Source organism: Methylophaga sp. OBS1 (genome assembly GCF_026319365.1).
In genome coordinates, this window is sequence record NZ_JAPDMS010000004.1 from 1 (window position 1) to 26,472 (window position 26,472).

At 52.2% G+C, this 26,472-nt stretch carries 22 protein-coding genes and 1 riboswitch; of the genes, 9 read left to right on the plus strand and 13 right to left on the minus strand.

Features of this window, described 5'->3' with window-relative positions:
- Nucleotides 1-145: 145 nt before the first annotated feature.
- From OMQ46_RS11430 to OMQ46_RS11465, 8 genes are all read right to left on the minus strand, one after another.
- The gene (locus OMQ46_RS11430; protein WP_266237058.1) at nt 146-403 is read right to left on the minus strand and encodes a DUF1244 domain-containing protein; all 258 of its coding nucleotides are present in this window, start codon (nt 401-403) and stop codon (nt 146-148) included.
- The gene (locus OMQ46_RS11435; protein WP_266237059.1) at nt 381-2,411 is read right to left on the minus strand and encodes an ABC transporter ATP-binding protein; all 2,031 of its coding nucleotides are present in this window, start codon (nt 2,409-2,411) and stop codon (nt 381-383) included. Before OMQ46_RS11435 ends, OMQ46_RS11430 begins: the two co-directional genes overlap by 23 nt.
- On the minus strand, nt 2,408-3,820 hold the full coding sequence (locus OMQ46_RS11440; protein ID WP_266237061.1) for an ABC transporter permease: 1,413 nt from the start codon (nt 3,818-3,820) through the stop codon (nt 2,408-2,410). The genes OMQ46_RS11435 and OMQ46_RS11440 overlap by 4 nt, the downstream gene beginning before the upstream one ends.
- Before the next feature lie 15 nt (nt 3,821-3,835).
- The gene (ispH, locus tag OMQ46_RS11445) at nt 3,836-4,792 is read right to left on the minus strand and encodes a 4-hydroxy-3-methylbut-2-enyl diphosphate reductase (protein ID WP_266237063.1); all 957 of its coding nucleotides are present in this window, start codon (nt 4,790-4,792) and stop codon (nt 3,836-3,838) included.
- Between the two features lie 145 nt (nt 4,793-4,937).
- Nucleotides 4,938-6,032 carry a prephenate dehydratase gene (gene pheA, locus OMQ46_RS11450; protein WP_266237064.1) on the minus strand — a complete coding sequence of 365 codons (1,095 nt, stop codon included), beginning with the start codon at nt 6,030-6,032 and terminating at the stop codon, nt 4,938-4,940.
- A gap of 9 nt (nt 6,033-6,041) precedes the next feature.
- A complete protein-coding gene (gene serC / locus OMQ46_RS11455) occupies nt 6,042-7,088 on the minus strand; it encodes a 3-phosphoserine/phosphohydroxythreonine transaminase (protein ID WP_416234845.1) in 1,047 nt (348 codons plus the stop codon).
- 35 nt (nt 7,089-7,123) lie between these two features.
- Complete coding sequence (gyrA, locus tag OMQ46_RS11460) at nt 7,124-9,706, minus strand: DNA gyrase subunit A (protein WP_266237067.1); 2,583 nt, start codon at nt 9,704-9,706, stop codon at nt 7,124-7,126.
- A 107-nt stretch (nt 9,707-9,813) separates the two neighbouring features.
- Nucleotides 9,814-10,452 carry an ABC-type transport auxiliary lipoprotein family protein gene (locus OMQ46_RS11465; protein WP_266237068.1) on the minus strand — a complete coding sequence of 213 codons (639 nt, stop codon included), beginning with the start codon at nt 10,450-10,452 and terminating at the stop codon, nt 9,814-9,816.
- A 100-nt stretch (nt 10,453-10,552) separates the two neighbouring features.
- Between OMQ46_RS11465 and OMQ46_RS11470 the strand changes: the two genes are divergently transcribed.
- From OMQ46_RS11470 to OMQ46_RS11485, 4 genes are all read left to right on the plus strand, one after another.
- Complete coding sequence (locus tag OMQ46_RS11470) at nt 10,553-11,068, plus strand: adenine phosphoribosyltransferase (protein ID WP_266237069.1); 516 nt, start codon at nt 10,553-10,555, stop codon at nt 11,066-11,068.
- Nucleotides 11,068-11,916 carry a flagellar protein MotY gene (locus OMQ46_RS11475; protein ID WP_266237070.1) on the plus strand — a complete coding sequence of 283 codons (849 nt, stop codon included), beginning with the start codon at nt 11,068-11,070 and terminating at the stop codon, nt 11,914-11,916. The genes OMQ46_RS11470 and OMQ46_RS11475 overlap by 1 nt, the downstream gene beginning before the upstream one ends.
- Before the next feature lie 80 nt (nt 11,917-11,996).
- Entirely contained in the window at nt 11,997-13,874 is a 1,878-nt protein-coding gene (locus tag OMQ46_RS11480; protein WP_266237072.1) for a cation:proton antiporter, read from the plus strand.
- A 66-nt stretch (nt 13,875-13,940) separates the two neighbouring features.
- Nucleotides 13,941-14,642: a hypothetical protein gene (locus tag OMQ46_RS11485; protein ID WP_266237073.1), complete on the plus strand. Its 702-nt coding sequence runs from the start codon at nt 13,941-13,943 to the stop codon at nt 14,640-14,642.
- Nucleotides 14,643-14,644: 2 nt separating this feature from the next.
- Here OMQ46_RS11485 and thiE read toward each other — a convergent pair whose 3' ends face one another.
- From thiE to thiC, 5 genes are all read right to left on the minus strand, one after another.
- Nucleotides 14,645-16,096 carry a thiamine phosphate synthase gene (gene thiE, locus OMQ46_RS11490; RefSeq protein WP_266237075.1) on the minus strand — a complete coding sequence of 484 codons (1,452 nt, stop codon included), beginning with the start codon at nt 16,094-16,096 and terminating at the stop codon, nt 14,645-14,647.
- A gap of 1,191 nt (nt 16,097-17,287) precedes the next feature.
- On the minus strand, nt 17,288-18,082 hold the full coding sequence (locus tag OMQ46_RS11495) for a thiazole synthase (RefSeq protein ID WP_266237076.1): 795 nt from the start codon (nt 18,080-18,082) through the stop codon (nt 17,288-17,290).
- An 8-nt stretch (nt 18,083-18,090) separates the two neighbouring features.
- A complete protein-coding gene (gene thiS / locus OMQ46_RS11500; RefSeq protein ID WP_266237077.1) occupies nt 18,091-18,303 on the minus strand; it encodes a sulfur carrier protein ThiS in 213 nt (70 codons plus the stop codon).
- A complete protein-coding gene (locus tag OMQ46_RS11505; protein ID WP_266237078.1) occupies nt 18,293-19,372 on the minus strand; it encodes an FAD-dependent oxidoreductase in 1,080 nt (359 codons plus the stop codon). The genes thiS and OMQ46_RS11505 overlap by 11 nt, the downstream gene beginning before the upstream one ends.
- A 202-nt stretch (nt 19,373-19,574) precedes the next feature.
- Entirely contained in the window at nt 19,575-21,395 is a 1,821-nt protein-coding gene (gene thiC, locus OMQ46_RS11510; protein WP_416234842.1) for a phosphomethylpyrimidine synthase ThiC, read from the minus strand.
- 101 nt (nt 21,396-21,496) lie between these two features.
- Nucleotides 21,497-21,602, minus strand: a riboswitch (TPP riboswitch).
- Between the two features lie 92 nt (nt 21,603-21,694).
- Between thiC and OMQ46_RS11515 the strand changes: the two genes are divergently transcribed.
- The 5 genes from OMQ46_RS11515 to OMQ46_RS11535 all read left to right on the plus strand — a co-directional run bounded on the left by OMQ46_RS11515 (nt 21,695) and on the right by OMQ46_RS11535 (nt 26,426).
- Nucleotides 21,695-22,249 carry a Smr/MutS family protein gene (locus OMQ46_RS11515; protein ID WP_266237079.1) on the plus strand — a complete coding sequence of 185 codons (555 nt, stop codon included), beginning with the start codon at nt 21,695-21,697 and terminating at the stop codon, nt 22,247-22,249.
- A gap of 288 nt (nt 22,250-22,537) precedes the next feature.
- Nucleotides 22,538-23,257: a hypothetical protein gene (locus tag OMQ46_RS11520; RefSeq protein WP_266237080.1), complete on the plus strand. Its 720-nt coding sequence runs from the start codon at nt 22,538-22,540 to the stop codon at nt 23,255-23,257.
- Between the two features lie 75 nt (nt 23,258-23,332).
- Nucleotides 23,333-24,007, plus strand: a complete 675-nt coding sequence (locus OMQ46_RS11525; RefSeq protein ID WP_266237082.1) for a hypothetical protein — start codon at nt 23,333-23,335, stop codon at nt 24,005-24,007.
- A 54-nt stretch (nt 24,008-24,061) separates the two neighbouring features.
- Nucleotides 24,062-24,400 carry a thioredoxin family protein gene (locus OMQ46_RS11530; protein ID WP_266237084.1) on the plus strand — a complete coding sequence of 113 codons (339 nt, stop codon included), beginning with the start codon at nt 24,062-24,064 and terminating at the stop codon, nt 24,398-24,400.
- A gap of 196 nt (nt 24,401-24,596) precedes the next feature.
- A complete protein-coding gene (locus OMQ46_RS11535) occupies nt 24,597-26,426 on the plus strand; it encodes a lytic transglycosylase domain-containing protein (RefSeq protein ID WP_266237086.1) in 1,830 nt (609 codons plus the stop codon).
- Nucleotides 26,427-26,472: the final 46 nt, after the last annotated feature.

Below are 26,472 nucleotides of genomic sequence, written 5' to 3' on the forward strand. Positions count from 1 at the left end.
ATTGTCCTGACTGGAATCACTCGAGTTGAAACATCCTGCAGTTGCCATCGTTTAATTTAATCTGTGGAAATCGGTGGAATCTGCGGATAGCTATTATTGACTCTGTGTTCTCTGTGCCTCTGTGGTTGATAAATCAATCAGCGGATTACTGCTTAGGCCCAGTCTGATATTTGTCCTTCCACTCACTGTAGGGCATGCCGTAAACATACTCCCGCGCCTGGTCGTAATCCATTTCGATCCCTTTGTCTTCAGCCGCGGCGAGATACCACTTGGATAAACAGTTACGGCAAAAACCCGCCAGATTCATCAAATCGATATTCTGAACATCCGTGTTGGCCTGCAGATGTTCCAGCAGACGGCGGAAAGCGGCTGCTTCGAGTTCAATTTGAGTCTGTTGATCCATAATTATCCTCATATAAATAGCATTTAACGGTGTGACTGCGACTAAGCTGACTTAAATCCGGATAGGTTTCCCGGCAAATCGGCATTACATGCGGGCAGCGCTGATGGAAGTGACAGCCTTTAGGCGGGTTCGCCGGAGACGGTAATTCTCCTTCCAGTTTAACGCTTTCGCGCTGACTTTTGCTGTCGATTTTAGGTACCGCTGATAACAATGCCTGGGTGTAGGGATGCTTGGGCGAATTTAAGACTTCGTCGCGCAAACCTTCTTCCACCACACGCCCCAGATACATCACTGCCACGCGGTGAGCCAGATAATCGACCACGGCGATGTTATGAGTGATAAACAGATAAGACAAGCCGAATTCATGCTGAATATCACGCAGCAGGTTCAGAATCTGCGCCTGTACCGAGACATCCAGAGCACTGGTCGGTTCATCACAGATAATCACTTCCGGCTCTGCCGCCAGTGCTCTGGCGATGCAGATCCGCTGGCGTTGGCCACCGGAAAACTCATGCGGGTAACGGTACTTGATATCAGGTCTCAGCCCCACCCGTTCCAGCAATTCATCGACTTTTTTTTCCCGCTCTGCTGGGTCTTTGATCGACGAGGTCAGCATGCCCTCTTCGATAACCTGGGTGATCGTCATCCGTGGGTTCATCGATGAGAAGGGATCCTGAAAAATGATCTGCATCGCCGAACGTGCTTCTTTCAGTTCACGTTCATGCATGCGGGTTAATTCTTTGCCTCTGAAACTGACCTCGCCGGCAGTGACCGGAACCAGTTGCAGGATGCCTTTACCCACTGTGGTTTTACCACATCCAGACTCTCCGACCAGAGCTAAGGTTTCTGCCGGCCTGAGATCCAGGCTAATGCCATCAACGGCTTTAACATGACCCACTACACGCTGCAGGATGCCTTTTTTGATCGGGAAATGCACTTTCAACCGATCTGCCTTCAATAGCGCTTTATCCGCCGGCACCACCTCAGATAATCGCGAACTAGTGACAGCGAGTTCAGGCTTGACCCGCTCCGCCGAGACTTCAGGATCATATAAATGACAGCGAACGCCATGACCTTCAGATTCAAGCCAGCGCGGCTCAATATCGTGACAATGCTGCCAGGCAAAGTCACAGCGGTCGGAAAAACGGCAGCAATTAAACGGCTGATTCAATGGTGGCACACTGCCTTTGATGACAGTGAGCTTCTCTTCCCGCTTCTGTTCAGAGGGCAAGGCTTCAAACAGCTTTCGAGTGTAGGGGTGCTGGGTATCATTAAAAAACTGGTGACGGCTCGCTGATTCAACAATCTGACCGGCGTACATCACCGCGACATGATCGGCCATCTGTGCCACAACACCCAGATCATGGGTGATCAACATGATCGCCATGCCGGTTTTCTGCTGGATATCCTTGAGCAAGTCCAGGATCTGGGCCTGGATGGTGACATCCAGTGCGGTCGTAGGCTCGTCGGCAATCAAAAGCTCGGGCTCACCGGCCAATGCAATCGCAATCATCACCCGTTGTTTCATACCGCCGGATAGCTGGTGAGGATATTCTTTGATGCGCTGATGCGGATCGGGAATGCCTACCGATTTCAGCAGCTCAATCGAACGCGCATAGACGCTTTCTTTATCGGTATTGAAGTGCCAGTTCAACACTTCGGCGATCTGCTGCCCCACCGTCAGTACCGGGTTGAGTGAACTCTGGGGCTCCTGGAAGATCATGGAAACCCGGCGACCGCGTATCTTCTCCATTTCGCTTTCCGAGAGCGGTAGCAGGTTCTGCCCTGTGAGCAGGACTTCACCGGCAACGATACGACTTGCCGGATGTGGGTTGAGTCGCAACAGGGATAGGGCTGTCATCGACTTACCACAGCCGGATTCACCCAGCAGTGCGAAAGTCTCACCGCGGCGAATGCTGAAATCAATACCATCGACGGCTCTGGCCGGGTTATCGCCGTCACCGAACCAGGTTTTCAGCCCTTTCACTTCCAGCAGGGTGTCTGTCATCGTGCCCCCTGCATTCTGGGATCAAAGGCATCACGAACCACGTCAGCGAACAGGTTGGCGGCGAGCACCAGAATAAACATCGAAATAAAGGCTGCAGTCAGTGACCACCAGACCACCGGGTCGCGGGCCATTTCCAGACGTGCACTGTTAATCATATTGCCCCAGCTTATCATCGACGGATCGACACCGACACCGACGTAAGACAGCACCGCCTCCGCCAGTACCAAACCGCTGAAGTCGAGCACCACGGCAATCAGAACCAGGTGCATCAGATTGGGCAGGATATGTTTGTGGAGAATACTGAAATTGCTGGCACCCAGCGAACGCGAGGCAAGCACGTATTCGGCCTCACGCAGTTTCAGCGTTTCCGCTCTGAGAATACGGCACAACCCGGTCCAACTGGTGACACCGAGGATAATGCATAGGAACAACAGTCGCATATCAGCGCGCTCGGCGATGGTTTCGAACTGCTCCGGATTGTTGTTCATATACACCTGAAGAATCAGCACCGCGGCGGCAATCAACAGAACGCCCGGAATCGAATTCAACGTGGTGTAAATGTACTGAATAATGTCGTCAATCCAGCCACGGAAATAACCGGCGGCAATCCCCAGCATGATCGCCAGCGGTAGCATCACCAGGGTCGTCAGTGTACCGATGACGAGACCGGTTCGCACACTCTTCAGTGCCTGGTAAAGCACATCCTGACCCACTTTATCGGTACCGAAGACGTGATAATCGGCACTGAGCGCAACCAGGTTGAAAACGGTGGCGGTAAGCAGAAACAACATCAGATAAAAGGTGCGAAGTGGATAATCCGAGCCGCCTCGCGTAATACGTCCTGCCTGACCAAGCAGTGAACCGCCCAGTCGTTTGCGGTTGAACAGGCAGTGCAGGATAAAAACGATAATAACCAGCAGCAGACTCAGCAGCGTGGCCTGGATAACGGTATTGATAATATCGTCAAGTTTGTTATCGGGGTGATCCAGATGGCTGGCGCCGTACTTCAGTCGCGGATAATCATAGACCAGGGTGCCGTCCTCAGTGGTCTGCATCTCCTTGACATAGAGACGATGTGCAAAGGGGGCGGAATAGGTCTTTTCAACCTGCTGGCGCAATGGTTGCGCGATCCGGTCAAAAACACTGACAACTTCAGTGGCGTAATGGGTGCCTGTGGCATCGCCCTCATCTTCCAGTGCCGGCCGGTAATGCAGAGAATCGAGCAGACCGATGACCACATAACAGCTCAGTACCATGATGGCGATCATGCCGCGACGGCGTTGAATAACGGATTTCCAGGGCGCCCTGAGATGCGGACGACGACGGATATAGATTACAGCTGCGGCCACTACTGCCAGTAGCAGGAAAATCAGTATGTCTGTCCAAAGAAATACGGGCAAAAAGGGCATGTAGGGCCTTAATTTTTATTTTCTGAGACTGCTCACATCTATCTTAAGTTCTCTCGGTAACGAAAACTCAATGTCTTCGCGTAAACCGTCATCTTCCTGCACATCGACAATACCCAGTTCTGCGAGTCTGGCAACGACCTCTTCGACCAGAATCTCAGGTGCTGATGCCCCGGCAGTCAGCCCAATACGCATTTTGTCGTTAAACCACTCTTCGCGGATCTCACCAGCATTATCCAGCAGGTAAGCCGGCGTCCCCAGTTTTTCCGACAACTCACGCAATCGGTTGGAATTAGAGCTGTTCACCGAACCGACCACAATAACAAGATCGCAATCTCTGGCCAGCTTTTTCACTGCATCCTGACGGTTCTGGGTGGCATAGCAGATATCATCTTTGCTGGGACCGGTGATATGCGGGAAATGTTCGCGCAGTGCATCAATAACCTTCGATGTGTCATCAACAGAGAGCGTGGTTTGGGTGACAAACGCCAGCCGTTCTGGATTTTTAACCTGGAGTTTGGCGACATCTTCCGGTGATTCCACCAGATACATGCCCCCCTCTTCTGAAGTGTACTGGCCCATCGTGCCCTCGACTTCAGGATGTCCTTCATGACCAATCAGAATGCATTCCATGCCCTGTTTCTCGTAGCGGGACACTTCCATGTGGACTTTGGTCACCAGCGGGCAAGTCGCATCGAAGACTTTCAAACCGCGCTGGGTACCTGCATGCTGGACTTGTTTTGACACGCCGTGGGCACTGAAAATGACCGTGCTGTTGTCCGGCACTTCATCCAGCTCTTCAACAAACACTGCGCCCTTGTTGCGCAGGTCATCAACGACAAAACGGTTGTGTACCACTTCATGACGAACATAGATAGGCGCACCGAAAAGCTCGATTGCCCGTTCGACAATATCAATCGCCCGGTCGACCCCGGCGCAGAAGCCGCGGGGGTTTGCCAGTACCAGCTGTTTCATATGAGTACCTCTGTGAGTGTAGCGAGCCTGTGCCTGGTGGTGTCTGCCAGCGCGCAGCAAGCGGAGTGTACACAGTAGTACATGAGCATTGCGAGCACTGCCGGACTCTGCCAGGTGCAGGCGCAGTAGCTAACAGATGTGCTCATTAGAGTACTGCCTTGGGATAAGACCCCAGAATTCTAAACATTGAGGACTCCTGTTCCAGTCGCTGCAGCGCCTCTGCTACTGCCGGCTCCTGAATATGTCCCTCGATATCAATAAAAAACACATATTCCCATATTCCCTTGCGGGAAGGACGCGACTCGATCCGCGTCATACTGATGCCACTCTCAGCGAGGGGTTTCAGTAGAGACTGTAAAGCACCCGGTTTGTTCTTGGTCGCCACCAGCAGAGCGGTTTTATCGACGCCTGACGGGCCGACATTCTGCCTGCCAATCACCAGAAAACGGGTGGTGTTGTCTGATTCATCTTCAATATTGTTTGCCAGCACTTTCAGGCCATAGATCGCAGCGGCGGTACTCGCGGCAATTGCAGCCGCACTGGCATCCATTGCCGACACCCGCTTGGCAGCTTCGGAGTTGCTGTCCAGCGGAATCAGTTCCGCCTGCGGTAACTGATCCCCCAGCCACTGCCGGCACTGTGCCAGCGCCTGAGGGTGGGCAAACACCTGACGGACTTCATCCAGCGATTCCGCCCGGCCCAGCAGATAATGATGTATGGGTAATGTCACTTCGCCGTTAATCTTGAGCGAAGAGGAAATAAAACGATCCAGCGTGTGGCTGACCACGCCTTCAGTCGAATTTTCGACTGGCACAACCCCGTAACAGGCGTGCTCGGTTTCCACCGCACGGAACACATTGGCTATGGTGCTGACTGATTGTAGTTCCACAGAACCGCCGAAATGTTTAAGCGCAGCTGACTGAGTGAAGGAACCTTCCGGCCCCAGATAAGCCACTTGCAGCGGTTTTTCTGCAGCCAGACAGGCGGACATGATTTCACGGAACAACCGCGCCATTTCCTGCGAAGACAAGGGGCCTTCATTACGCGCCATGACATTTCGGAGCACCATGGCTTCGCGCTCAGGACGGTAAAAATCGGCTTTTTCGCCGTTTTCGATTTTGATTCGCGCCACTTCCTGCGCCATCGATGTGCGCTGATTCAGCAGGTGTTGAATTTGCTGATCAGTGTCATCGATCTGCTGGCGAATCTTTTCAAGGGCCTTTTGCTCTTGCTCATTCATCGGCGGCACTTACCCGTGTTGACGCTCAAACTGTTGCATGAATTCGATCAGTTTATCAACACCGGCTTCCGGCATCGCGTTGTAGATACTGGCGCGCATGCCACCCAGGTCGCGATGGCCTTTCAGTGTGAGTAACTGTTCTTTAGCCGCTTGCTGCAGGAATGTTTTTTCCAGACTGCTGTCAGCCAACGTGAATGGCACATTCATCCAGGAGCGATAACGCGGGTCCACCGGATTGGCATAAAACGGACTGTCATCAATCATGCGGTAAAGCTTGTCAGCTTTACGCTTGTTAATTTCTGCCATTGCTGCCAGACCACCCTGCTGCTTGAGCCAGTCAAACACGAGGCCAGCCAGGTACCAGCTGTAAGTGGCCGGGGTGTTGAACATGGAACCGTTATCTGCATGCGTTTTATAGTTGAGCATCGAGGGGGTTCCGGCCAGTACTTCTCCCATCAGATCCTTACGCACAATCACAATGCAGAGTCCGGCAGGACCGATATTCTTCTGGGCACCGGCGTAAATCAAACCGAATTTAGTCACATCAATCGGCCGCGACAGGATAGTCGATGACATATCAGCGACCAACGGCAAATCCCCCACGTCCGGCACATCATGGATTTCCAGGCCATGAATAGTTTCATTCGGCGTGTAGTGGACGTAAGCGGCATCATCCGATAATTGCCATTCACTTGGATCAGCAACCGTAGTGAAGCGATTGGCACTGGAATCGGTGGCGATATTCACTTCACAGAAACGCTTGGCTTCCGCAATCGCTTTGCCCGACCAGGCCCCCGTGTTGAAATAGTCGGCCCGGGTTTTGCCACGCAGCAGATTCATCGGAATCATCGGGAACTGCAGCGAAGCCCCTCCCTGCAAGAACAGTACAGCATAGTCATCGGGAATCGCCATCAAATCGCGCAGATCAGCCTCGGCCTTCTCGGCAATCGATGTGTACTCGGGACCGCGATGACTCATCTCCATCACGGACATCCCGGTGCCATGCCAATCCAGCATTTCCTGCTGGGCCTGTCTCATCACGGCATCCGGCAGCATGGCCGGGCCGGCACTAAAGTTATACGCTCTCAAAGTTACTCTTCTGTTGCTGTGTCTTCGTCGTCACCCACCGGCATTTCGGCGTCTTCTTCGTCCTCAATAACCCGTTCCAAACCGCATAGTTTTTCATCGTTACTGAGGTTGATAAGACGAACACCCTGGGTGTTTCGCCCGACCAGTGACACATCTTTCACCGGCGTGCGAACCAGCGTACCACCGTTGGTGATTAACATGATTTGATCGTCATCGCGAACCTGTACCGCGCCGACAACACTGCCGTTACGAGCTGAAGTCTGGATTGAGATAATGCCCTGGCCGCCACGACCCTGCACCCGGTATTCAGCCAGATCAGTACGTTTGCCGTAACCGAATTCGGTTGCTGTCAGAATCGCCCCCTCTTCCTGAGCAATAATCAGGGCGATGATGCGCTCATCATCGGCAATCCGCATACCACGGACACCGCGTGAAACACGGCCCATGGAACGGACATCCGTTTCAGGGAAGCGAATAACCTTACCGGCCGAGCTGAACAGCATCACATCGGAATGACCATCTGTCACCGCCACATCCACCAGGCGATCGCCTTCTTTCAGATCAACGGCAATGATGCCACTGGAACGCGGACGGGAATAGTCCACCAGCGGGGTTTTCTTCACGGTGCCGGAGGCGGTGGCCATAAAGATGAATTTGTCCGCTTCATATTCACGGATAGGCAGCACAGCATTAATGCGTTCGCCCTCTTCCAGCGGTAGCAGATTCACAATCGGTTTACCACGAGCAGTGCGTCCGCCCTGTGGCAGTTCATAGACTTTCTTCCAGTAGACTTTACCGAAGCTGGAGAAACACAGCAGGGTGTCGTGGGTGTTGGCCACAAACAGATGCTCGACAAAGTCTTCGTCTTTCATCCCGGTCGCCGCTTTACCCTTACCACCGCGTTTCTGTGCCTGATAGGTATCAAGCTGCGTGGTTTTGGCGTAACCGGCGTGAGACAGTGTGACCACCATCTCTTCTTCACTGATCAAGTCTTCCAGCGTCAGGTCCAGGTGATTAGCCAAGATCTCGGTGCGACGCTCGTCGCCGTATTCATCCTTGACCGCGATGAGTTCATCACGAATCACCGCCATCAAGTTATCCGGATCGCTCAGGATGGCCAGCAGTTCGGCAATCAGATTCAGAACTTCACGGTATTCATCGAGGATCTTATCCTGTTCCAGACCGGTCAGACGGTGCAGACGCATATCCAGAATCGCTTGGGCCTGTGCCGGTGACAAGTAATAGAGACCATCGACCAGACCCAGTTCAGGCGCCAGATCTTCAGGACGCGATGCTTCGGCACCGGCAGCACCGAGCATTTCCTGAATCAGATCAGACGCCCAGCCCTTGGCCACCAGCGCCTGCTTGGCTTCTGCGGGATTGGGTGAAGACTTGATCAGTTCGATGACTTCATCAATATTCGCCAGCGCGGTCGCCAGCCCTTCCAAAATGTGGGCACGTTCGCGGGCTTTACGCAGATCATAAATGGAACGGCGGGTCACCACTTCACGACGGTGACGGATGAAGGCCTGCAGCACTTCTTTCAGGTTCAGCGTACGCGGCTGACCATCAACGATGGCGACCATGTTGATGCCGAACACAGTCTGCATCTGGGTCTGTTGATAAAGGTTGTTGAGAATGACTTCCGGTACTTCACCGCGCTTGAGCACGATAACCATGCGCATGCCTTCCTTATCGGATTCGTCACGCAGGGCGGAAATACCTTCAATCTTTTTGTCTTTAACCAGCTCGGCAATTTTTTCCAGCAGACGGGCTTTATTGACCTGGTACGGCAGCTCGTTGACCACGATGCTTTGCTGACCAGTCGCTTCATTGGTCTCGATGTCAGCACGGGCACGAATGTGCACACGACCACGGCCGGTGGCATAAGCCTCGGCAATCCCTCTGGCACCGTTAATAATCGCTGAAGTCGGGAAGTCGGGACCGGGAATATGTTCCATCAGTTCAGGAATACCAATGCCCGGATCGTCAATCATCGCTACCGCGGCGTTGAGCACCTCAGTCAGATTGTGCGGCGGAATGTTGGTGGCCATACCCACGGCGATACCGGAAGAACCATTGACCAGCAGGGCCGGGATCTTGGTAGGCAGAACAGCCGGTTCGGATTCCGACTCATCATAGTTGGGAATGAAATCGACCGTCTCTTTTTCCAGATCGGCCAGCATTTCATGGGTGATTTTCGCCATGCGCACTTCGGTGTAACGCATCGCTGCCGGTGAGTCGCCATCGACCGAACCGAAGTTACCCTGGCCGTCGACCAGCATGTAGCGCATTGAAAATGGCTGAGCCATCCGCACCATGGTGTCGTAGACCGCGGTATCACCATGTGGGTGATATTTACCGATAACGTCACCGACGATACGGGCAGACTTTTTGTAGGGGCTGTTCCAGCTGTTGCCCAGCTCCCGCATCGCATAGAGAACCCGGCGGTGAACCGGCTTGAGTCCGTCGCGAACATCCGGCAGCGCTCGTCCGACAATTACGCTCATGGCATAATCGAGGTACGATTGCTTCATCTCGGCTTCGATACCTATCGAATCCAGTTCTAAGGCAATTTCACTCATTGATTATTCGTCCAGTTAAAGCTCAGCTATCTGCAACCGGTGGAGTTATCCACCAAAGCGATAATCCTACCACCAAAGGCGATTTCCTGCACGCTAATCTCTAACTGCTACCTAGCATCGACTTTGGCAAAATAAGCGCTTAAATCCTGCTCCAAAGTCGCGAGAAGTTCTCCAAGCCCTTGTTTCCATCCTGTTACAACGTTTCCCGGGGTGGTTTCCTCGATATCGACATCCACTCTAAGTCCGGTCTGGAACAGGTTTTTCTGATTATCCGCAGCTGTCATAAAGAACTGCATTTCCAGGATAGCCTGAGGGGAGTATTCAGGCCGCTTTTCACCGTAAAGCCCGGTCACCGCGGATTCCAGTACAAGATCAGCTTCCACTGACTCATCGGTGACCACCTGACTGAACATGCCGGATTTCTGCAACCAGCGTTTGAGCTGGGCGGTGAACATTTCTTCCGGCTCGGTAAAAAGCTCGTGGGGAGGCTGTGCCTGGTATTCGCTTTCATTGACCCGGAATACAATGGTCTTGTCACGGAAATGAGGCACCACTCTGACCGGCTTAAGCAATAATACCCTGTCCTGAGCAAACTCCTGAGCAACGACGCCGCGGTCTACGTCCACTACGTAATAGCGGGGAGTCGCGTCTTCATCTTCGCCTCCGCCCCAACTGAAACAGGCACTGATCAGCCCTGCCAGAGCGACTACTAAGATGACTTTGAAGAGGTTACTGAGCGCTTTCAAAACGACTCCTTTTAAATGCTGAAATGAACACGGGCTAAAAACTCAAGCCTTGCTGCCGATATAATAAACGCCCACTTTGACTGGACTCAATGCAAGCCCGATGGAAACTTTGAAAAACAAAATCCGCGATATCGTCGACTTTCCCAAGCCCGGAGTGGTGTTCAAAGATATCACACCGCTGGTCAAGGATTCGGCCACGCTCAGACACTGCGTTGATGCCTTAATCGCGCCCTATCGGGAAAGCAGGATAAATGCTGTTGCCGGCATGGAGGCGCGGGGGTTTATCTTCGGATCGCTGGCGGCCTGGGAACTGGGCGTCGGCTTTATTCCGCTTCGCAAACCCGGCAAACTGCCTTACGACGTTCAGCGCGTCGATTATGATCTGGAATATGGCAATGCCTCGCTGGAAGCGCATATCGATGCGATCAGCCCCGGTGATCGCATTTTGCTGATCGACGATGTGCTCGCTACTGGCGGCACCGCCAGGGCCAGCTGTGAACTGGTGGAAAAGCTGGGCGGTGAAGTCATCGCCTGTGCCTTTGTGATGGAACTGACTTTTCTGCATGGTCGTGAGCAACTGACCTCCTACCCTTTGCATTCATTAATACAATACTGATGAAAAAAATCCTGTTTTTACTCAGCTGCTTGCTCACTCAGCCCCTGCTTGCCGAGCAGTTCCAGGCGCCCGTCACCGATACCCGCTGGCAGGTTGTCGAATCCCCCCTGGAATGTTCGTTGACTCAGGAGATTCCGGGATTTGGTCATGGCGGCTTTTATCGCCGTAATGGTGCTTCTCTGAAACTGGTCTTCAACACGCTGTCCCAGCCTGCCCAAGACGGGGAAGTGAGCTTTCAAATCGCACCGGCGCCCTGGCAGAACAGTGATGAAGTTGACATCCTGACCAGTCTGCCGACCGACACGGGTCAAAGCCGTTTCCAGATCGAGGGCAGTGTCGCCCTGGAGGCCCTTGCTCAGTTGCAGGAAGGTCGCTTCCCGATGATTGAATATCGCTCGCAATCCTTTTCCAGAGACATTCGGGTCATGCTGTCGACAATCAGACTCAATGATTCACTGCCCGCTTTTCAGCAATGTCTGCAAAGCCTGCACCCGGACAGTTTCGAGGAAGTAAATAAACTCACCGTGTATTTCCCGCTCGGCAAAGCCACGCTGGATGCTGCCAGCAAAAAAGCACTGGACCGACTGGCTGGTTACGTCAAACTGGATGACAGCATCCGCCAGATCCGCATCAGCAGCCATACAGACAATTACGGTCGGAAACGGGTGAATGAACCTTTGTCTGATGCCCGGGCCCACGCCGTCAAAACATACCTCCAGGCAGAGCATGAGATCCCGGCAGAACTGATTCGGGTCGAATCCCATGTTGATCATAAACCGGCCGCCAGCAATAAAACCGCAGACGGCCGTGCCCGTAACCGACGTGCTGAAATTACCCTGCTTCGCTAAGATTCCCTCTTTCCGCTGGTGACATTTAATGTCACCATTGCAGACTGTTTTAATAACGCTCGTATGAGCCAGGGTAAGGAATGAATCAGGAAGCCGTCGTCGCGCTGTCAGTTATCGGAATCGTTGCCATCCTCTGTCAGTGGTTTGCCTGGTGGATAAAACTTCCCGCCATTGTTTTCCTGCTGATTGCAGGTATCGTGCTGGGTCCGCTTACAGGCTGGCTGAATCCTGAAGCGCTGTTCGGTGATCTGCTGTTCCCCATGGTGTCACTGGCCGTCGCTGTAATCCTGTTTGAAGGGAGCCTAACGCTCAAATTCGAGGACATACGCGGGCTGCAGCGTGTAGTCCGCAACATCCTCACCGTCGGCGTACTCATCACCTGGAGTCTTATCGCCGTTGCCACGCATTTACTGCTGGATTTTTCCTGGGGCTTATCGATCCTGTTCGGCGCGATCATGGTCGTCACCGGGCCCACGGTCATTGTGCCCATGCTTCGAACTGTCCGGCCCAATACCAAAATTTCCAACATACTGCGCTGGGAAGGCATCGTCATTGACCCGCTGGGCGCGATTCTGGCGGTACTGGTGTTTGAAGTCCTGCTGTCGATTCAACTGCAGGGCCATGTCTCGGTCGGCCACACCGTTTATATGTTTGCCAAAACCCTGGCCGTCGGTCTGGGGATCGGTGCTGTGGCGGGTTATCTGTTCGGCATTGTGCTGCGTCGTCACTGGTTACCGGAATATCTACACAACGTCAGTACCCTGGCGCTGGTATTCGGCACCTTCGCGATTTCCAATGAAATTTCGGAAGAATCCGGTCTGCTGACCGTGACCATTCTCGGTATCTGGCTCGCGAACATGAAAAACGTGTCAGTGGAGAACATCCTCGACTTTAAAGAGGACCTCAGTATCCTGCTGATTTCCGGTCTGTTTATTTTGCTGGCAGCCAGGCTCAACTTCGATTCTTTCACGCAACTGGGTATGGGCGCGGTTCTGCTGTTTCTGTTTATCCAGTTTATCGCCCGGCCGGTTAAAGTTTTCCTGTCGACCATCGGCTCTGATTTGAGCTGGCAGGAAAAAGCCATGATCAGCTGGATTGGCCCCCGCGGTATCGTAGCGGCAGCGGTGACAGCCCTGTTTGCCCTGCGTCTGCAGGATATCGGCATGGAAAACGCCGACCTGCTGGTGCCTCTGGCTTTTGCCATCATTATCGGCACGGTGCTGGTTCAGGGCTCTACCGCCAAGTTTATTGCCAAGCGACTGGGTGTTGCTGAACCGGAAGACAGCGGTTTTCTTATTGTCGGTGCGAATCCAGTGGCAAGAACGGTAGCCAAGGCCCTGAATGATAATGGCTTTCGCACCCGCCTGACTGATGGCAGCTGGACCAATGTGAAAGAAGCCCGCATGAACGGTCTCGATACTTATTATGGTAATGCCGTCTCCGAACATGCCGACCGTCATCTGGATTTAATCGGTCTTGGCGGTGTGCTGTCACTCACGCCACAGAGTGAACTCAATGCCCTGGCCGGCTTACGTTACAAATCAGAATTCGGCAGCAATCAGGTTTACTTTCTGTCTACCGAGAAAGAAAAATCCAAGGAGCGCAGTGAGGCTAAATCCCGTAAAGCCATCAGCCATGACTCCCATGTGCTGTTCGGCAGTGAGGTCACCTACGCCAAGCTGGCCAGCCTGCTCTCCCGTGGCGCCAAGCTCAAGCAGACCAAGCTCACCGAAAACTTCAGCTTTGAAGACTACCTGCAACAGCATGGTCGTCGGGTGACGCCGCTGTTTGCTTTTAACCCGCGTCGTCGCCTGCGCTTCTTTACTGCGGCTGCCTCACCTAAACCGGAAACCGGCTGGACAGTGGTCTCACTGGTTCAGGATGATGCTGATCCGACCCAGACCGAGGGACCGACGAATGAAAATGGCAATCTGGACGAAAACCGTTTGCCCAGTTGATTAAAATAAAGCAATTCTGCCTGTGTCCGATAACCCTATCGGACACAGGCAGGACAGATTAGAACCATGGCAGAAAAAAGCGAAGAAGACATTCTGGAAGAAGGTAAAGCAGAACCCGAAGCCAAGAAAAAAGGCTTATCGACCTCTTTACTGATTAAAATTGCAGCCGGGCTTGGGCTACTGCTAGTTGCCCTGATTGTCAGCTATTTTTTCCTGTCCAAATCAGCGGATATCGATCCAGAGACGACAGAAGATACTGCGCAGACAGAGTCTGACGCAGCCTCTGATCCGGCCGCCGAAACCGCTGAAGAGACATCAGAGGACACTACCCAAGAAGAGACCATTGCCCTGCCTGAAGTGCCCGCGACTGACACTGATGAATCAGACAACACTGATAATCCGGCCAGTGAAATAAATCCGGCCGTGGGCATGGCAGCGACCGGCGCTGCGGCAGTCACGAACCCGGTGACACAGCCTTCCTCAAAAATTCTGTCTGAGTTGGTCGCGCTACAACAGCAACTCGCCAACATGCAGGATGAAAATCAAACCCTGATTAAACGTATCGAAGAGCTGGCTAAAGAGAATGAGGCTTTGAAATCCAGAACCCGTCAGGTCGATAACACCAATCCCGATGCCGTGATTAATGATGATCGACTGGTCAACAGCGATGAAATCCCGAATTACTATCGAGGGAATGGTTCAAGCGCGCCACAACCCGAACTTGAACCCAAATGGGGTGAATTTGAGGAGTACAACAACGGCAGCTGAGCTTACTGCCAGAGTGCCAGCAACTCACGTGTCACAGCGCGGTAATCCTCGGCCAGTGTAATCGCTGTGATCATCGCAACCGAGCCCACACCGGTCGGTTTTAACTCCTGTGCCCGCTGATGATTGATACCGCCAATGGCGACCACCGGATAGCGATCACTGAGAATATCCACCCACTGCTGAAGACGTTCAATGCCCTGTGGTGAAAACGGCATTTGCTTACTGGTCGTTTCATAAATCGGCCCCAGCGCGATATAACTCGGGTTCACGGCCAAAGCTCTGGCCAGTTCCCAGTAGGAATGCGTCGAGATACCCAGCCTCAGTCCTGCCTCAGCAATGGTTTGCAGGTTGGCATCATGCAGGTCTTCCTGCCCCAGATGCACGCCATAGGCCCCAGACTCAATCGCCATCTGCCAGTGGTCGTTGACAAAAAAGCTCACCGGGTTGCCATTCAAGTGTGACAAAGCGTCTTCAATTTGCTGCCGGGTTTCAGTTTCATCACGGTCTTTGACGCGCAATTGAATAGTCTCAATTCCCTCATCCACCAGCTTCTTAATCCAGTCACTGTTATCAACCACCGGATAAATACCCAGTCGTGGCGGACAGGCCGGGAATTCAAATTGTTTACCAATGAGTTCCGGCTGGTAACAAAGTTTGGGTATGTCCGCCAGTTGCATGGCCTCACGACTATGGGCGATAAGCTGATATGGGCCAACCGTGTCTGCCAGACGAATACCCCGAGATACGTAGGCCTTGGCCAGGATGACCGCATCACGCATATCCTGACCGGCAGCTAGGTGTGCTGCAATTGATGAAGCCAGCACGCAACCGGTCCCTCGGACCTGCTTGTTGTGCTTGTCCTGATAGCAGTAAAACTCGGCTTCTTCATAAACGAAATAGTCCGTAGCAAATTCGCTGTCCCGGTGGCCGCCTTTCACGAGGCAGGCGTTGAGTCCGGCTTTGCGAAGTTCGCGAGCGCCCAGCTCTACGGAGTCTGAGGTGCCGGTCAAAACATGTAACTCCGGCAGGTTGGGGGTCAATAAAGTGATTTTTGGCAGAAGCTCTACTCTGATAAAAGCCTGCACATCGGTGGGCACCGACTGACCACCACTGCTGCTGGCCAACACCGGGTCAAGTACTACCGGTATATCACCCAGCTTTTCCAGTATTGCTTTAATAGCTCGGCCTATCTGGAGACTGGGGATCAGGCCAATTTTGACGGCGGCAATCTCAAAATCGGCCCGGCAATTTTCGAACTGCGCCATCAGTTGGTCTGGAGTGACCGCGCCCAGTGCTGTCAGACCGGCTGAAGTCTGTTCGGTCATCGCCGTGACCAAGGGCAATGCATGACCGTCATGATGCTGAACCGTGGTGATATCGGCTGCAATACCGGCACAGCCCTGAGGGTCCAGGCCACCAATCAATAAAACTGCAGGTTTAGTTTGTTTAGTCATTAATTGTTTCTGTTAATGGGTCTTGCTTATCTGATTACCTAGAAATACTAGAGACCGTCATCGCGAGGCCCATAGGCCGAAGCGATCCAGGCCCCAGCCTTGAAAAGCGCTCTGGACTAGATTGCTTCGTCGTACCTCCTCGCAATGACGGCTAAGGAACGGGTTCCTATCCAGTACGCTCACTAAAACTCAGATCCCATCATCGCGAGGCCACAGGCCGTGGCGATCCAGGCCCAAGCCCTGAAATATGCACCGGACTGGATTGCTTCGTCGTGCCTCCTCGCAATGAAGGCTAAGGAACGGGTTACTATCCATTTCACTCACTAAAACTCAAACCTGTCATCGCGAGGCCCCTAGGCCGCGGCGATCCAGGCCCCAGTCCTGAAAAACGCACCGGACTGGATTGCTTCGTCGTACCTCCTCGCAATGACGGGTCAATATGAATCCGGTTACTAACCAATACGCTCAATAAACTCAAATCTTGTCATTGCGAGGCCGATAGGCCGCGGCAATCCAGGCCCCAGCCTTGAAAAGCGCACCGGACTGGATTGCTTCGTCGTACCTCCTCGCAAGGACGGCTCTAATACTGGTTACTATCCAGTCCACTCGTTAAAACTCAAACCTGTCATCGCGAGGTCACAGGGCGAGGCGACCCAGGCCCATGCCCTGAAATGCGCGCCGGACTGGATTGCTTCGTCGTAACCTCCTCGCAATGACGATTCTTAAGCGAGGCTATATCCACAACGCATAGGATTCACATCACACTTTCAAACCTTTCCTAACCTGTCATTGCGAGGCCGATAGGCCGTGGCGATCCAGTCCCAGCCCTGAAAAGCGCACCGGGCTGGATTGCTTCGTCGTGCCTCCTCGCAATGACGGCTATGGAACTGGTTACTATCCAGTACTAGCACTAAACTCAAATCCCGTCATCGCGAGTCAACAGGCCGTAGCGATCCAGACCCCAGCCCTGAAAAGCGCGCTGGACTGGATTGCTTCGTCGTGACTCCTTGCAATGACGGACCTGAAACTGGTTACTATCCATTACTAGCACTAAACTCAAATCCCGTCATCGCGAGGCCGTTAGGCCGTGGCGATCCAGACCCCAGCCCTGAAATGCGCACCAGACTGGATTGCTTCGTCGTGCCTCCTCGCAATGACGTTTTGAGACCAGTGAGTGTCAATCCTGCTCCTCTAATCCTGCTGCCAAATCGGCTGATCAAGGGTCGGTGTACTCGGTTTCGCATTATCCCGCTTAGGCATAATCCCGGCTTCATAAGCCAGGCGACCCGCATTAATGGCATCGACAAAGGCGTAAGCCATGGTTTCCGGTTCCAACGCTTCAGCAATGGCCGTGTTTAAAAGAATCCCATCAAAGCCCAGTTCCATCGCCTGCACCGCATCCGAGGGCTTGCCGATACCGGCATCGACCAGCAGAGTGAGTTCAGGCAAGCGCTCACGCAGGGTTTTCAGCGCATAAGGGTTCAGCAAACCCTGTCCGGTGCCAATCGGCGCGCCCCAGGGCATTAGCACTTCACAACCCAGTTCAGCCAGTTTCTGACACAGCACCAGGTCGTCTGTGGTGTAGGGAAAGACTTTAAAGCCATCTTCAATCAGAATTTTGGTGGCTTCCACCAGCGCAAAAGGATCCGGCTGCAGGTTGTAACTGTCGCCCATCACTTCCAGCTTCACCCAGTCGGTATCAAACAGCTCCCGTGCCATATGCGCGGTTTTCACTGCTTCTTTGACGCTGTAGCAGCCGGCGGTATTAGGCAGCAGGTGGCAGTTCAGATCTTCAATCATCTGCCAGAACTGTTCGCCGCTGTTGGCCTGATTGGCGGACTGACGACGTAGCGAAACGGTAATGACCTCGGCCCGTGATGCACGAATCGCATCGACCATGACTTTGGGGGAAGGATACAGGGCGGTGCCGATAAATAGACGGCTGCCCAGTTCCTGACCATAGACTGTCCAGTTAGATGCTTTCATCGTCGCTCCTAACCTCCGCTGATGGGAGACATAATTTCGATCTGGTCACCGGCCTGAATAGCATGCTGGTCCCAGTTTGATTTCGGTACCACTTCATCATTGATGACGACAATAAACCGCCCGGCAACTGATTGACTCTCAAGAAAAGCCGAGACGGTCTGTGGTGGCTCAATCGCCAGTGTTTCACCGTTGAACTCAATCTGTTGTTGATTAGATGTCATATAACTCTCCGAAATGCACCTGCTCCCGCTGCCCCGCCAGAAGCTGAGTCAGGTCCTCAACCACGGCAGGACCAAACAGATAACCATGGCGATAGAAACCGTTCACAATATAGCCCCAGTCAGTGCGTTTGATGGTCGGCATATTATCCGGCAGGCCCGGACGACAATGCGCGGTCATCTCCACAATGCGGGCTTCAGCAAAGCCCTTATGCAGGCTGTAGAGGGCTGACATTAACTCCAGACCACTTCGCACCGTAATCGGTGAACGATCATCACTCTCTATCACTGTCGCACCCAGCACATATTCATTGTTAGGGCGTGGCGCCAGATAAAACGGATAACGCGGGTGCATCAAACGAATCGCATGTTTGAAGTTCACCTCCGGCGCCTGTACCCGAATGACTTCACCACGCACGCTACGCAGATTATTCAGGTTGTCTTTACCACCGTTGCCACGGCAATCAATGACCGCATCAAATTGCTCGGCTTTGCAGTTGAGATACTCCTGACAGAGCCGGTCAATTTCAGCCTGATTGAGTTCACCAATATCGTTGGTCTGCACCCAGTCGCATTCTTTTTCGAGCAGCGCCGTTAACTGCCGATAAAGCTGGCGGTTATCGATACAGGACTCCTGCTCGAACCACATCGCCTGCGAAAAGTTATCTGCCAGTTCCGGCTCACGCGCCTGCAGCCCCTGACGATCCAACAGCTGAAAGTCAGAGGCATCCAGCACATGCGATGCCCGCCGCTGGAATCTGGCCATATCAGCCTGATCCCCGGCATGAGCCACTACCAGCGTGCCTTCATCCTGGTAGTACACCGGCTCGGTAAGATCTTTCAGCCACTGCGGCCACAAAGCATAAGAGCGTAAACCCACGGTTTTTACCATGGGCTCAGCGCTAATCGCCTCCGTGGCAGGAGCCACCATCGATGCCGCGACATAACCGGCACTGTCACTCCCCTGCTTATCATCTTTCGACAGGAGTGCAACCTGATGGCCGGCCTGAAGCAGACGCCAAGCTGTCAGGCGTCCGATCAGGCCACTTCCGATAATCAGATAACGATTCATATGTGCAATCTGTTCATTGAGGTTTGGTTGCCCCTCCCACCCTCACCCTAGCCCTCTCCCATCAAGGGAGAGGTGACGTAAGGAGCAGGGTATATCCATTTAATGATGGAAAGCCCTTAACTAGCCGCTCCTGACTCGCCCCTTCCCCCCCTTGTGGGGGAAGGCTGGGATGGGGGGTAGACTAAAAAGCCAAATCAAATCCTCAGGCTTTCACCTCGTGATAAATTTTGCTTCCGCCTTCTTTGAATTCCTGCGACTTCTCAGCAAACGCTTCTTTCACATCGTGAGAAATCTTCATTGAGCAGAACTTCGGTCCACACATGGAACAGAAATGCGCCACTTTGGCTTTTGGTTGTGGCAGCGTTTCATCATGGAATGCACGGGCAGTATCCGGATCGAAACCGATGTTGAACTGATCTTCCCAACGGAATTCGAAACGGGCTTTGGAAATCGCATCATCACGAATCTGTGCACCCGGATGGCCTTTACCCAGATCCGCAGCATGGGCAGCAATCTTGTAGGTAATGATGCCGGTTTTCACGTCATCTTTATTAGGCAGACCCAAATGCTCTTTCGGTGTGACATAGCAAAGCATAGCCGTGCCATACCAGCCGATCATCGCCGCACCGATACCGGAAGTGATGTGGTCGTAACCCGGTGCAATGTCAGTCACCAGTGGGCCAAGCGTGTAGAACGGTGCTTCGTGGCACAGCTCCAGTTGCAGGTCCATGTTTTCCTTGATCTTGTGCATTGGCACGTGACCCGGACCTTCAATCATCACCTGTACATCGTGCTTCCAGGCAATCTTGGTCAGTTCACCCAGGGTTTTCAGTTCGGCAAACTGGGCTTCGTCGTTGGCATCAGCCTGTGAACCCGGACGCAGACCATCACCCAGCGAGAACGAGATATCGTAGGCTTTCATGATTTCGCAGATATCTTCGAAGTGGGTGTACAGGAAGCTTTCTTCGTGGTGTGCCAGACACCAGGCCGCCATGATCGAGCCACCACGTGACACGATACCGGTCGTCCGGTTCACGGTCAGCGGGATATGCGCCAGACGCACACCGGCATGAATCGTAAAGTAATCCACGCCCTGCTCGGCCTGCTCAATCAGGGTGTCACGATAAACTTCCCAGGTCAGGTCTTCGGCGATGCCGTTTACCTTTTCCAGCGCCTGGTACAGCGGTACGGTACCAACTGGAACCGGTGAGTTACGGATGATCCACTCACGGGTCTGGTGAATATGTTTACCGGTAGACAGATCCATGATGGTGTCACCGCCCCAACGGGTACTCCAGACCATTTTCTCGACTTCTTCTTCAATGGAAGACGTGGTCGCTGAGTTACCGATGTTGGCGTTGATTTTCACCAGGAAATTACGACCGATAATCATCGGCTCGGATTCAGGGTGATTGATGTTGGCAGGAATAATCGCACGACCTTCGGCGACTTCCTTACGCACGAATTCGGCGGTGATGTAGTGCTCCATGTCATCCGGCAGCTCACCACGCTGAGCCAAAACTTCACGGCCCATGCTTTCACGGATGGCAATGTATTCCATTTCCGGTGTGATAATGCCCTGACGTGCATAGTGCATCTGTGAGACATTTTTGCCCGGCTTGGCTTTACGTGGCAGACGGCGATGCTCGAATAACGGGATATCAAAATCCTGCGCATCCTGTTCGCGGGTGTATTTTGAACTGAACTCGCTCAGTTGCTCACAGTCACCCCGCTCTTCAATCCACTTCTGGCGGATCAGCGGCAGACCGGCTTCGATATCAATTTTTGCATTCGGGTCGGTATAAAGGCCGGAAGTATCGTAAACCACGACCGGCTCATTCGGTGTACCCGGCAGGCTTGGGTCTGCGTTGGGTGTATCGGTCAGGTTGATACGGCGGAAAGGCACCAGCAGATCATCGCGGCTGCCTTTGAGATAAAACTTTTCGCTGCCAGCAAGTGGCTCGGTGGTAATACCGGTGCGATCTTTGAGGTTGATTACTTTGCTTGTAGCTTGTGTGGACACGTCACTTCCCCCTGTCTGAAAACCAACGTCGGGGAAGATGAGATCGTTGCGCGAATGCGAACAAGAGGTGGACACATGGTACAGCTACATTACGACTGTTTGCAGGTATCCTGCTTGTTTCCTACGGAAGTCTTAACTTCTTCAGGTTCAACGGGTTTCATCTCAGCCTCCACGGAAAATTCCGCTCGGGCACCCCGACAAGTGACTGGCATGTTAAATCAAAAGCCATTTTTTACACAAGCGGCATCTGGCACAATAAGTCAGATACTACCCACCCGAACTCAGGTTTTATCCCGCTCATGGCTGACAGGCAGAAAGAAAAGGAGAAAGATGACTTTGCGCTTTTTCGTGAAGAAATGCGCGATGCCACCCCGATTCGTCATAACAGTCAGCTTGTTGAGCGCCCCAAACCGGAAGTCAAAACCCGCCGTAAACGCACTATTGAGCATGAAGTCACCGGCCAGGCCTTTTCCGATATGTTCGCTCCTGACACGGTGGGCAATGAGGAATACCTGGAATACCGCGGCCCCGGCATTCAGCACAAACTATTCTCTAAACTCCGCACAGGCAAAGTCCACCTGGAAGCCGAACTTGACCTACACGGCATGACCATCGCCAAAGCCGAACCCGCCTTGGGTCAGTTTCTGGACCTCTGCCAGCAACAGCAAATCCGCTGTGTCCGCATCATTCACGGCAAAGGCTGGGGTTCAAGAGACAACAAACCCATTCTCAAAAGCAAAATTAATTACTGGTTGCGACAAAGCCCGGCTGTACTGGCGTTTTGTAGTGCAACTGTTGAGGATGGTGGGACTGGGGCCTTGTATGTTTTACTTAAGCGCCAACATCAGGAGTAGCCTCAGCCTCTGTAGGTTCGATAAAGTTTAGAGACATCATATTGAGATGAACATGTTCAAAAGGATTACAAACTAATTCGCTCTTCTCCTCCGGTCACTCAATTTAATTTCAAAATTAACCGTGAATGTTTTACGATTAATTTTTTCTCCCAAATCGCCACTTAAAGGCCTTTAAATTCAACAGCATAAAAAAGATTTATTTTCCTCATCGAATCATAATCCTTTCACACTAATAATTAGTGTGAGGCCAGCGGCCTCATTAACACGCTGTTATGTCAAGAAAAAACTATGATCTGCAAAGGGTGTAATCAAGATAAAAAGCTTGTTAAAGCACATGTGATTCCTGAATCGTTTTTCAGGGATTTAAGGGCGGATGAAAAAACTCTCAAATTAATATCTAACGTCGAGGGAGTGCATACTAAAAAAACACCGATTGGTGTATACGACAAAGAGATTTTGTGCAGGGAATGTGAGGATAAATTCCAAACTCTAGACGACTACGCAGCGAAGCTGCTCATTGTTAACTCAGAAATCGAAGAGCTCAAACAGAATGGGGCTTTAGTTGGGTATAAAATTCCAAATGTTGATTACGGGCTACTCAAGCGGTTCATAATTAGCTTGTTATGGAGAGCCTCAATAAGTAAGCACGAATTCTATAGCAAAGTAAATTTAGGGGCCTTAGAAGAGCAAGCTAAAAAATTGATTTGGGAAGAATCTGCAGGCGAAAAAGATGAATTTTCGTTCGTTCTCGCAAAATTCGATGACGAAGGAACTATATCGAAAGCAATGTTAGATCCTCATCAGGAAAGGTGGTATGGAAAACGTTACTATCGTTTTTACATTGGAAGTTTTGTCCTCTATGTTAAAGCTGACTCACAAATAACTCCTGAACAATGGGTAAAGTTTATCCCCAGCGACGACAACTTGTATGTTGTATCTAGGGGAAAAATAGAACAATCAAAAGAGTTTCCGGTGTTGCTAAGTGGCTTCAAAACAAATACATCATAAGGCAAGCCAGCATCGCCCCGTGCGGTAGCTGGACCTTGTTACACGAGGCCGCTGCTGGCGGCATTAGGAGGAAATTTGGAAAATTTACCACCGCAAGCGTTTATACCAATTGGCGTCATTTTGGCCGCTCTGATTGGCGGTTTTTTCTCTGTGGTTAGTTTAATTGTATCCAAAGAGCAGAAGACCTCTGAGTTTCGGCAACAATGGATTGATAGTTTAAGAAAAGAAATATCAGACCATATCGCAGCATCAATCACACTCGCTGCGTTGCGTCAGTATCAAACTGGAACAGACGAAAGCTTTCTAAAAGAAGCTTCAGAGGAGCAACAACAAGTTGCCTCCACTTTCACATCAATAAAGCTAAGGATTAATCCTGAAGATAAAGATTCAAACATACGAAAGCTAAACAACGAATTCCTAGAAGCGCTAGAGGAATGCCGAAGACTCTACAACAAGAAAGAATGGGAAGAATCTAGAAAATACGCCAACGTTCTGACAGATAGATCTATCCCGATGCTGAAAGCAGAGTGGGAAAGGGTCAAACGTGGTGAAAATACATATATCGCCACGAAGTACATAGCAATTTTCATTTCTGCGATTTCCCTAGTTGCGCTTATAACAGTGAGCTGGCAACTTTGGCCGAAACAAGAAGCTGCAGTGGCGCCTGCTCAATCTACTCAGCATGTAACTAAGGAAAATAAACCTCCTTACAAATCATTGCAGTCGACCGCTAACGCGTTGTCTGAGTGAGGAGTTAGCTACTTTCATGAGGCAATCTAAAATAGATTGTGTGGAGTACGTAAGATGAAAACCAATGATATTGGTTTTAACGCAAATTACTCAGAAGAAGCCTTCACCTTTGACCAAGTCAGCGAATTGACCGGTGATGTCCTACTTGAATTTGGCACACCCTGGTGTGGTCATTGTCAGGCCGCGACGCCTGCCATAAGAGAAGCGCTCGCTGAACATTCAGAGCTACGACATATCAGAGTCTATGATGGCAAAGGCAAACGACTGGGGCGACTTTTCAAGGTCAAGCTTTGGCCGACTTTGGTCCTCCTGCACGAGGGTGATGAAGTGGCTCGTCTGGTGAGGCCAGTAAGCACTGACGAGGTTCGCCAGTTACTCTCGAAAATCAGTTAACCGCCGCTGACAAATTAAGGTTTCTAATTCAGTAGCTTGCTTATCCCCCGCCCTCCTCTGTGACGACACTTAGCGGTCTTTTAAACCAATACTATATTTCATGACAGTTCTCTAAAAAGCGCGGATAATATCGCAGCCCTGAATCAGGATCGGGCACACCCCGCGAGTCATCTCGCTCTTACCACTGGAGCATCGAATGAAGCACTTTGGATGGCTGCTTTTCATCTTATTCAGTTCGAACGCGTTATCTGCGGACGAAGTTGAAATCCCGTTGCTGGCTGAAACTACTCATTTGCAGTCTGCGATTAGCCGCGTGCTTGAACTTGATGACAAGGGACAGAGCACGCTCCGCAACGATCTTTGCAACCAGCTTGAATTGTCCGATGTGCAGGTCGCTGTCGATGGTGAAAAACTGTCTGTCGGCATGGCATTGACCGCTACAACCGGTGCCCATGTACTCGGTGTCTGCCGGGGCCCCAAACCGTGGCTGGGACGTCTTGCACTGAAACTGACACCGCAGGTGACAGAATCGGGACTGGCGATCGAGTTTGTGCCTGACTCCATCGAACTGTCACGTCCGGATAATAGCCCCGGCCTCTTGAGCAAACCCGTCAAGCTCATTGCTGATGCGCTGGTGTTGCCACGCATGAAAAGCGTCAAAGTTGATCTGGCAGGGCCACTTAACAATCTTGATGAATTAATCGAGCAATTGCTGGGCCCGGATGGTGAGCCATCCCTGGTTGAGCGAACCCACATTAGCCGCATTCAAACCGAAGAAACCGGCGTCAGAGCCTGGCTGGCTTTCCAGGTTCAACCGCCTGCATTCGCCGATGTATCACCTGAGCCTATTCTGGATGACAGCGAATTGGCTGAATGGCAAACCATTGAAGATGAGCTAGATGGCTTCCTGACCACCATCATTACGATGCTGGCTCAATCTACGGATTCGCGTGCCCTGCGTCTTGAGTTATTCGCTGTGCTGTTGGATGCAAGGCATGCGATTGCCGAAGCGCTGACGATTGATGACCCCGAGTCTGATCCGGTTCGCGAACTGTTCCTGACTACATGGGATCGCTTGCGTCCGTTGATGGGCATACTCGAAGGCTTGGACACACCGGGGCTGGAAGTTGACTTCAGACTGGCCGCATTTCTGGCAGGTGGTGACGCACTGCGGGCACTCGATGCGCTGGGGCCGGAATATGGTCTGGAAATCACCCGTGATGGACTGCGTAGGCTCGCTCGCCTGTTGATGGCTGAGTCGGTACCGCCGAGCTTTACGCCTTTGCCGCTGGAAGTCGACCCCGAGTTTCGTGATCTGTTTGGTTTTAATAGCGAGGGGGAACCAGAACTCCCGACCATGCCATTAAGTGAGCAAATCACCGGGAGTCTGGGCCGTGTGGGTTCCTGGCTGATGCCAACCGCACATGCCGATAACATCAACCCCGCCGAGGCATTAAAGGGCATGGTCCCAAAGCCGGGCAATCTTGATACTTATCTTGAGCTGGTCGCCCGTTTGCTGGAGCAACAGGCCAGCGCCTGGCTGGACAACAATAACAGCCTGCCCGACAGACTGACAGAGCGGCTTGATCCGCTAGTTCGTGCCACCGCCTGGAAGGAATCCTGCTGGCGTCATTTCGCCGGCTCAAGCAGTCCGCCGGAAGTGTTGCGCTCCGCCGGTGGTGCTGTCGGTATGATGCAAATCAACGGCCGGGTCTGGCGCAAGGTCTATGATCTGGCTCGTCTTGTTAATGAGGTCGACTACAACGTGAATGCCGGCATCGATATTCTGACCCATTACCTGGTCGATTACGCACTCCGGCGTGGTGAACACGAGCAGCCCGGCGGTGATGACAACCTGATCAAGGCCACCTATGCTGCTTATAACGGCGGTCCCGGACATTTGTCACGCTATCGTCTTAATGACACTGCCGCGTCATTGAAAGCCATCGACAAGGCATTCTGGAACCATTACACCACCATCAAGAAGGATGAATGGCCAGATATCTCAACCTGTTATAGTCAATAATGAATCAGGTAGGTTGGGCTGAATGCAATGAAGCCCAACATCTGAA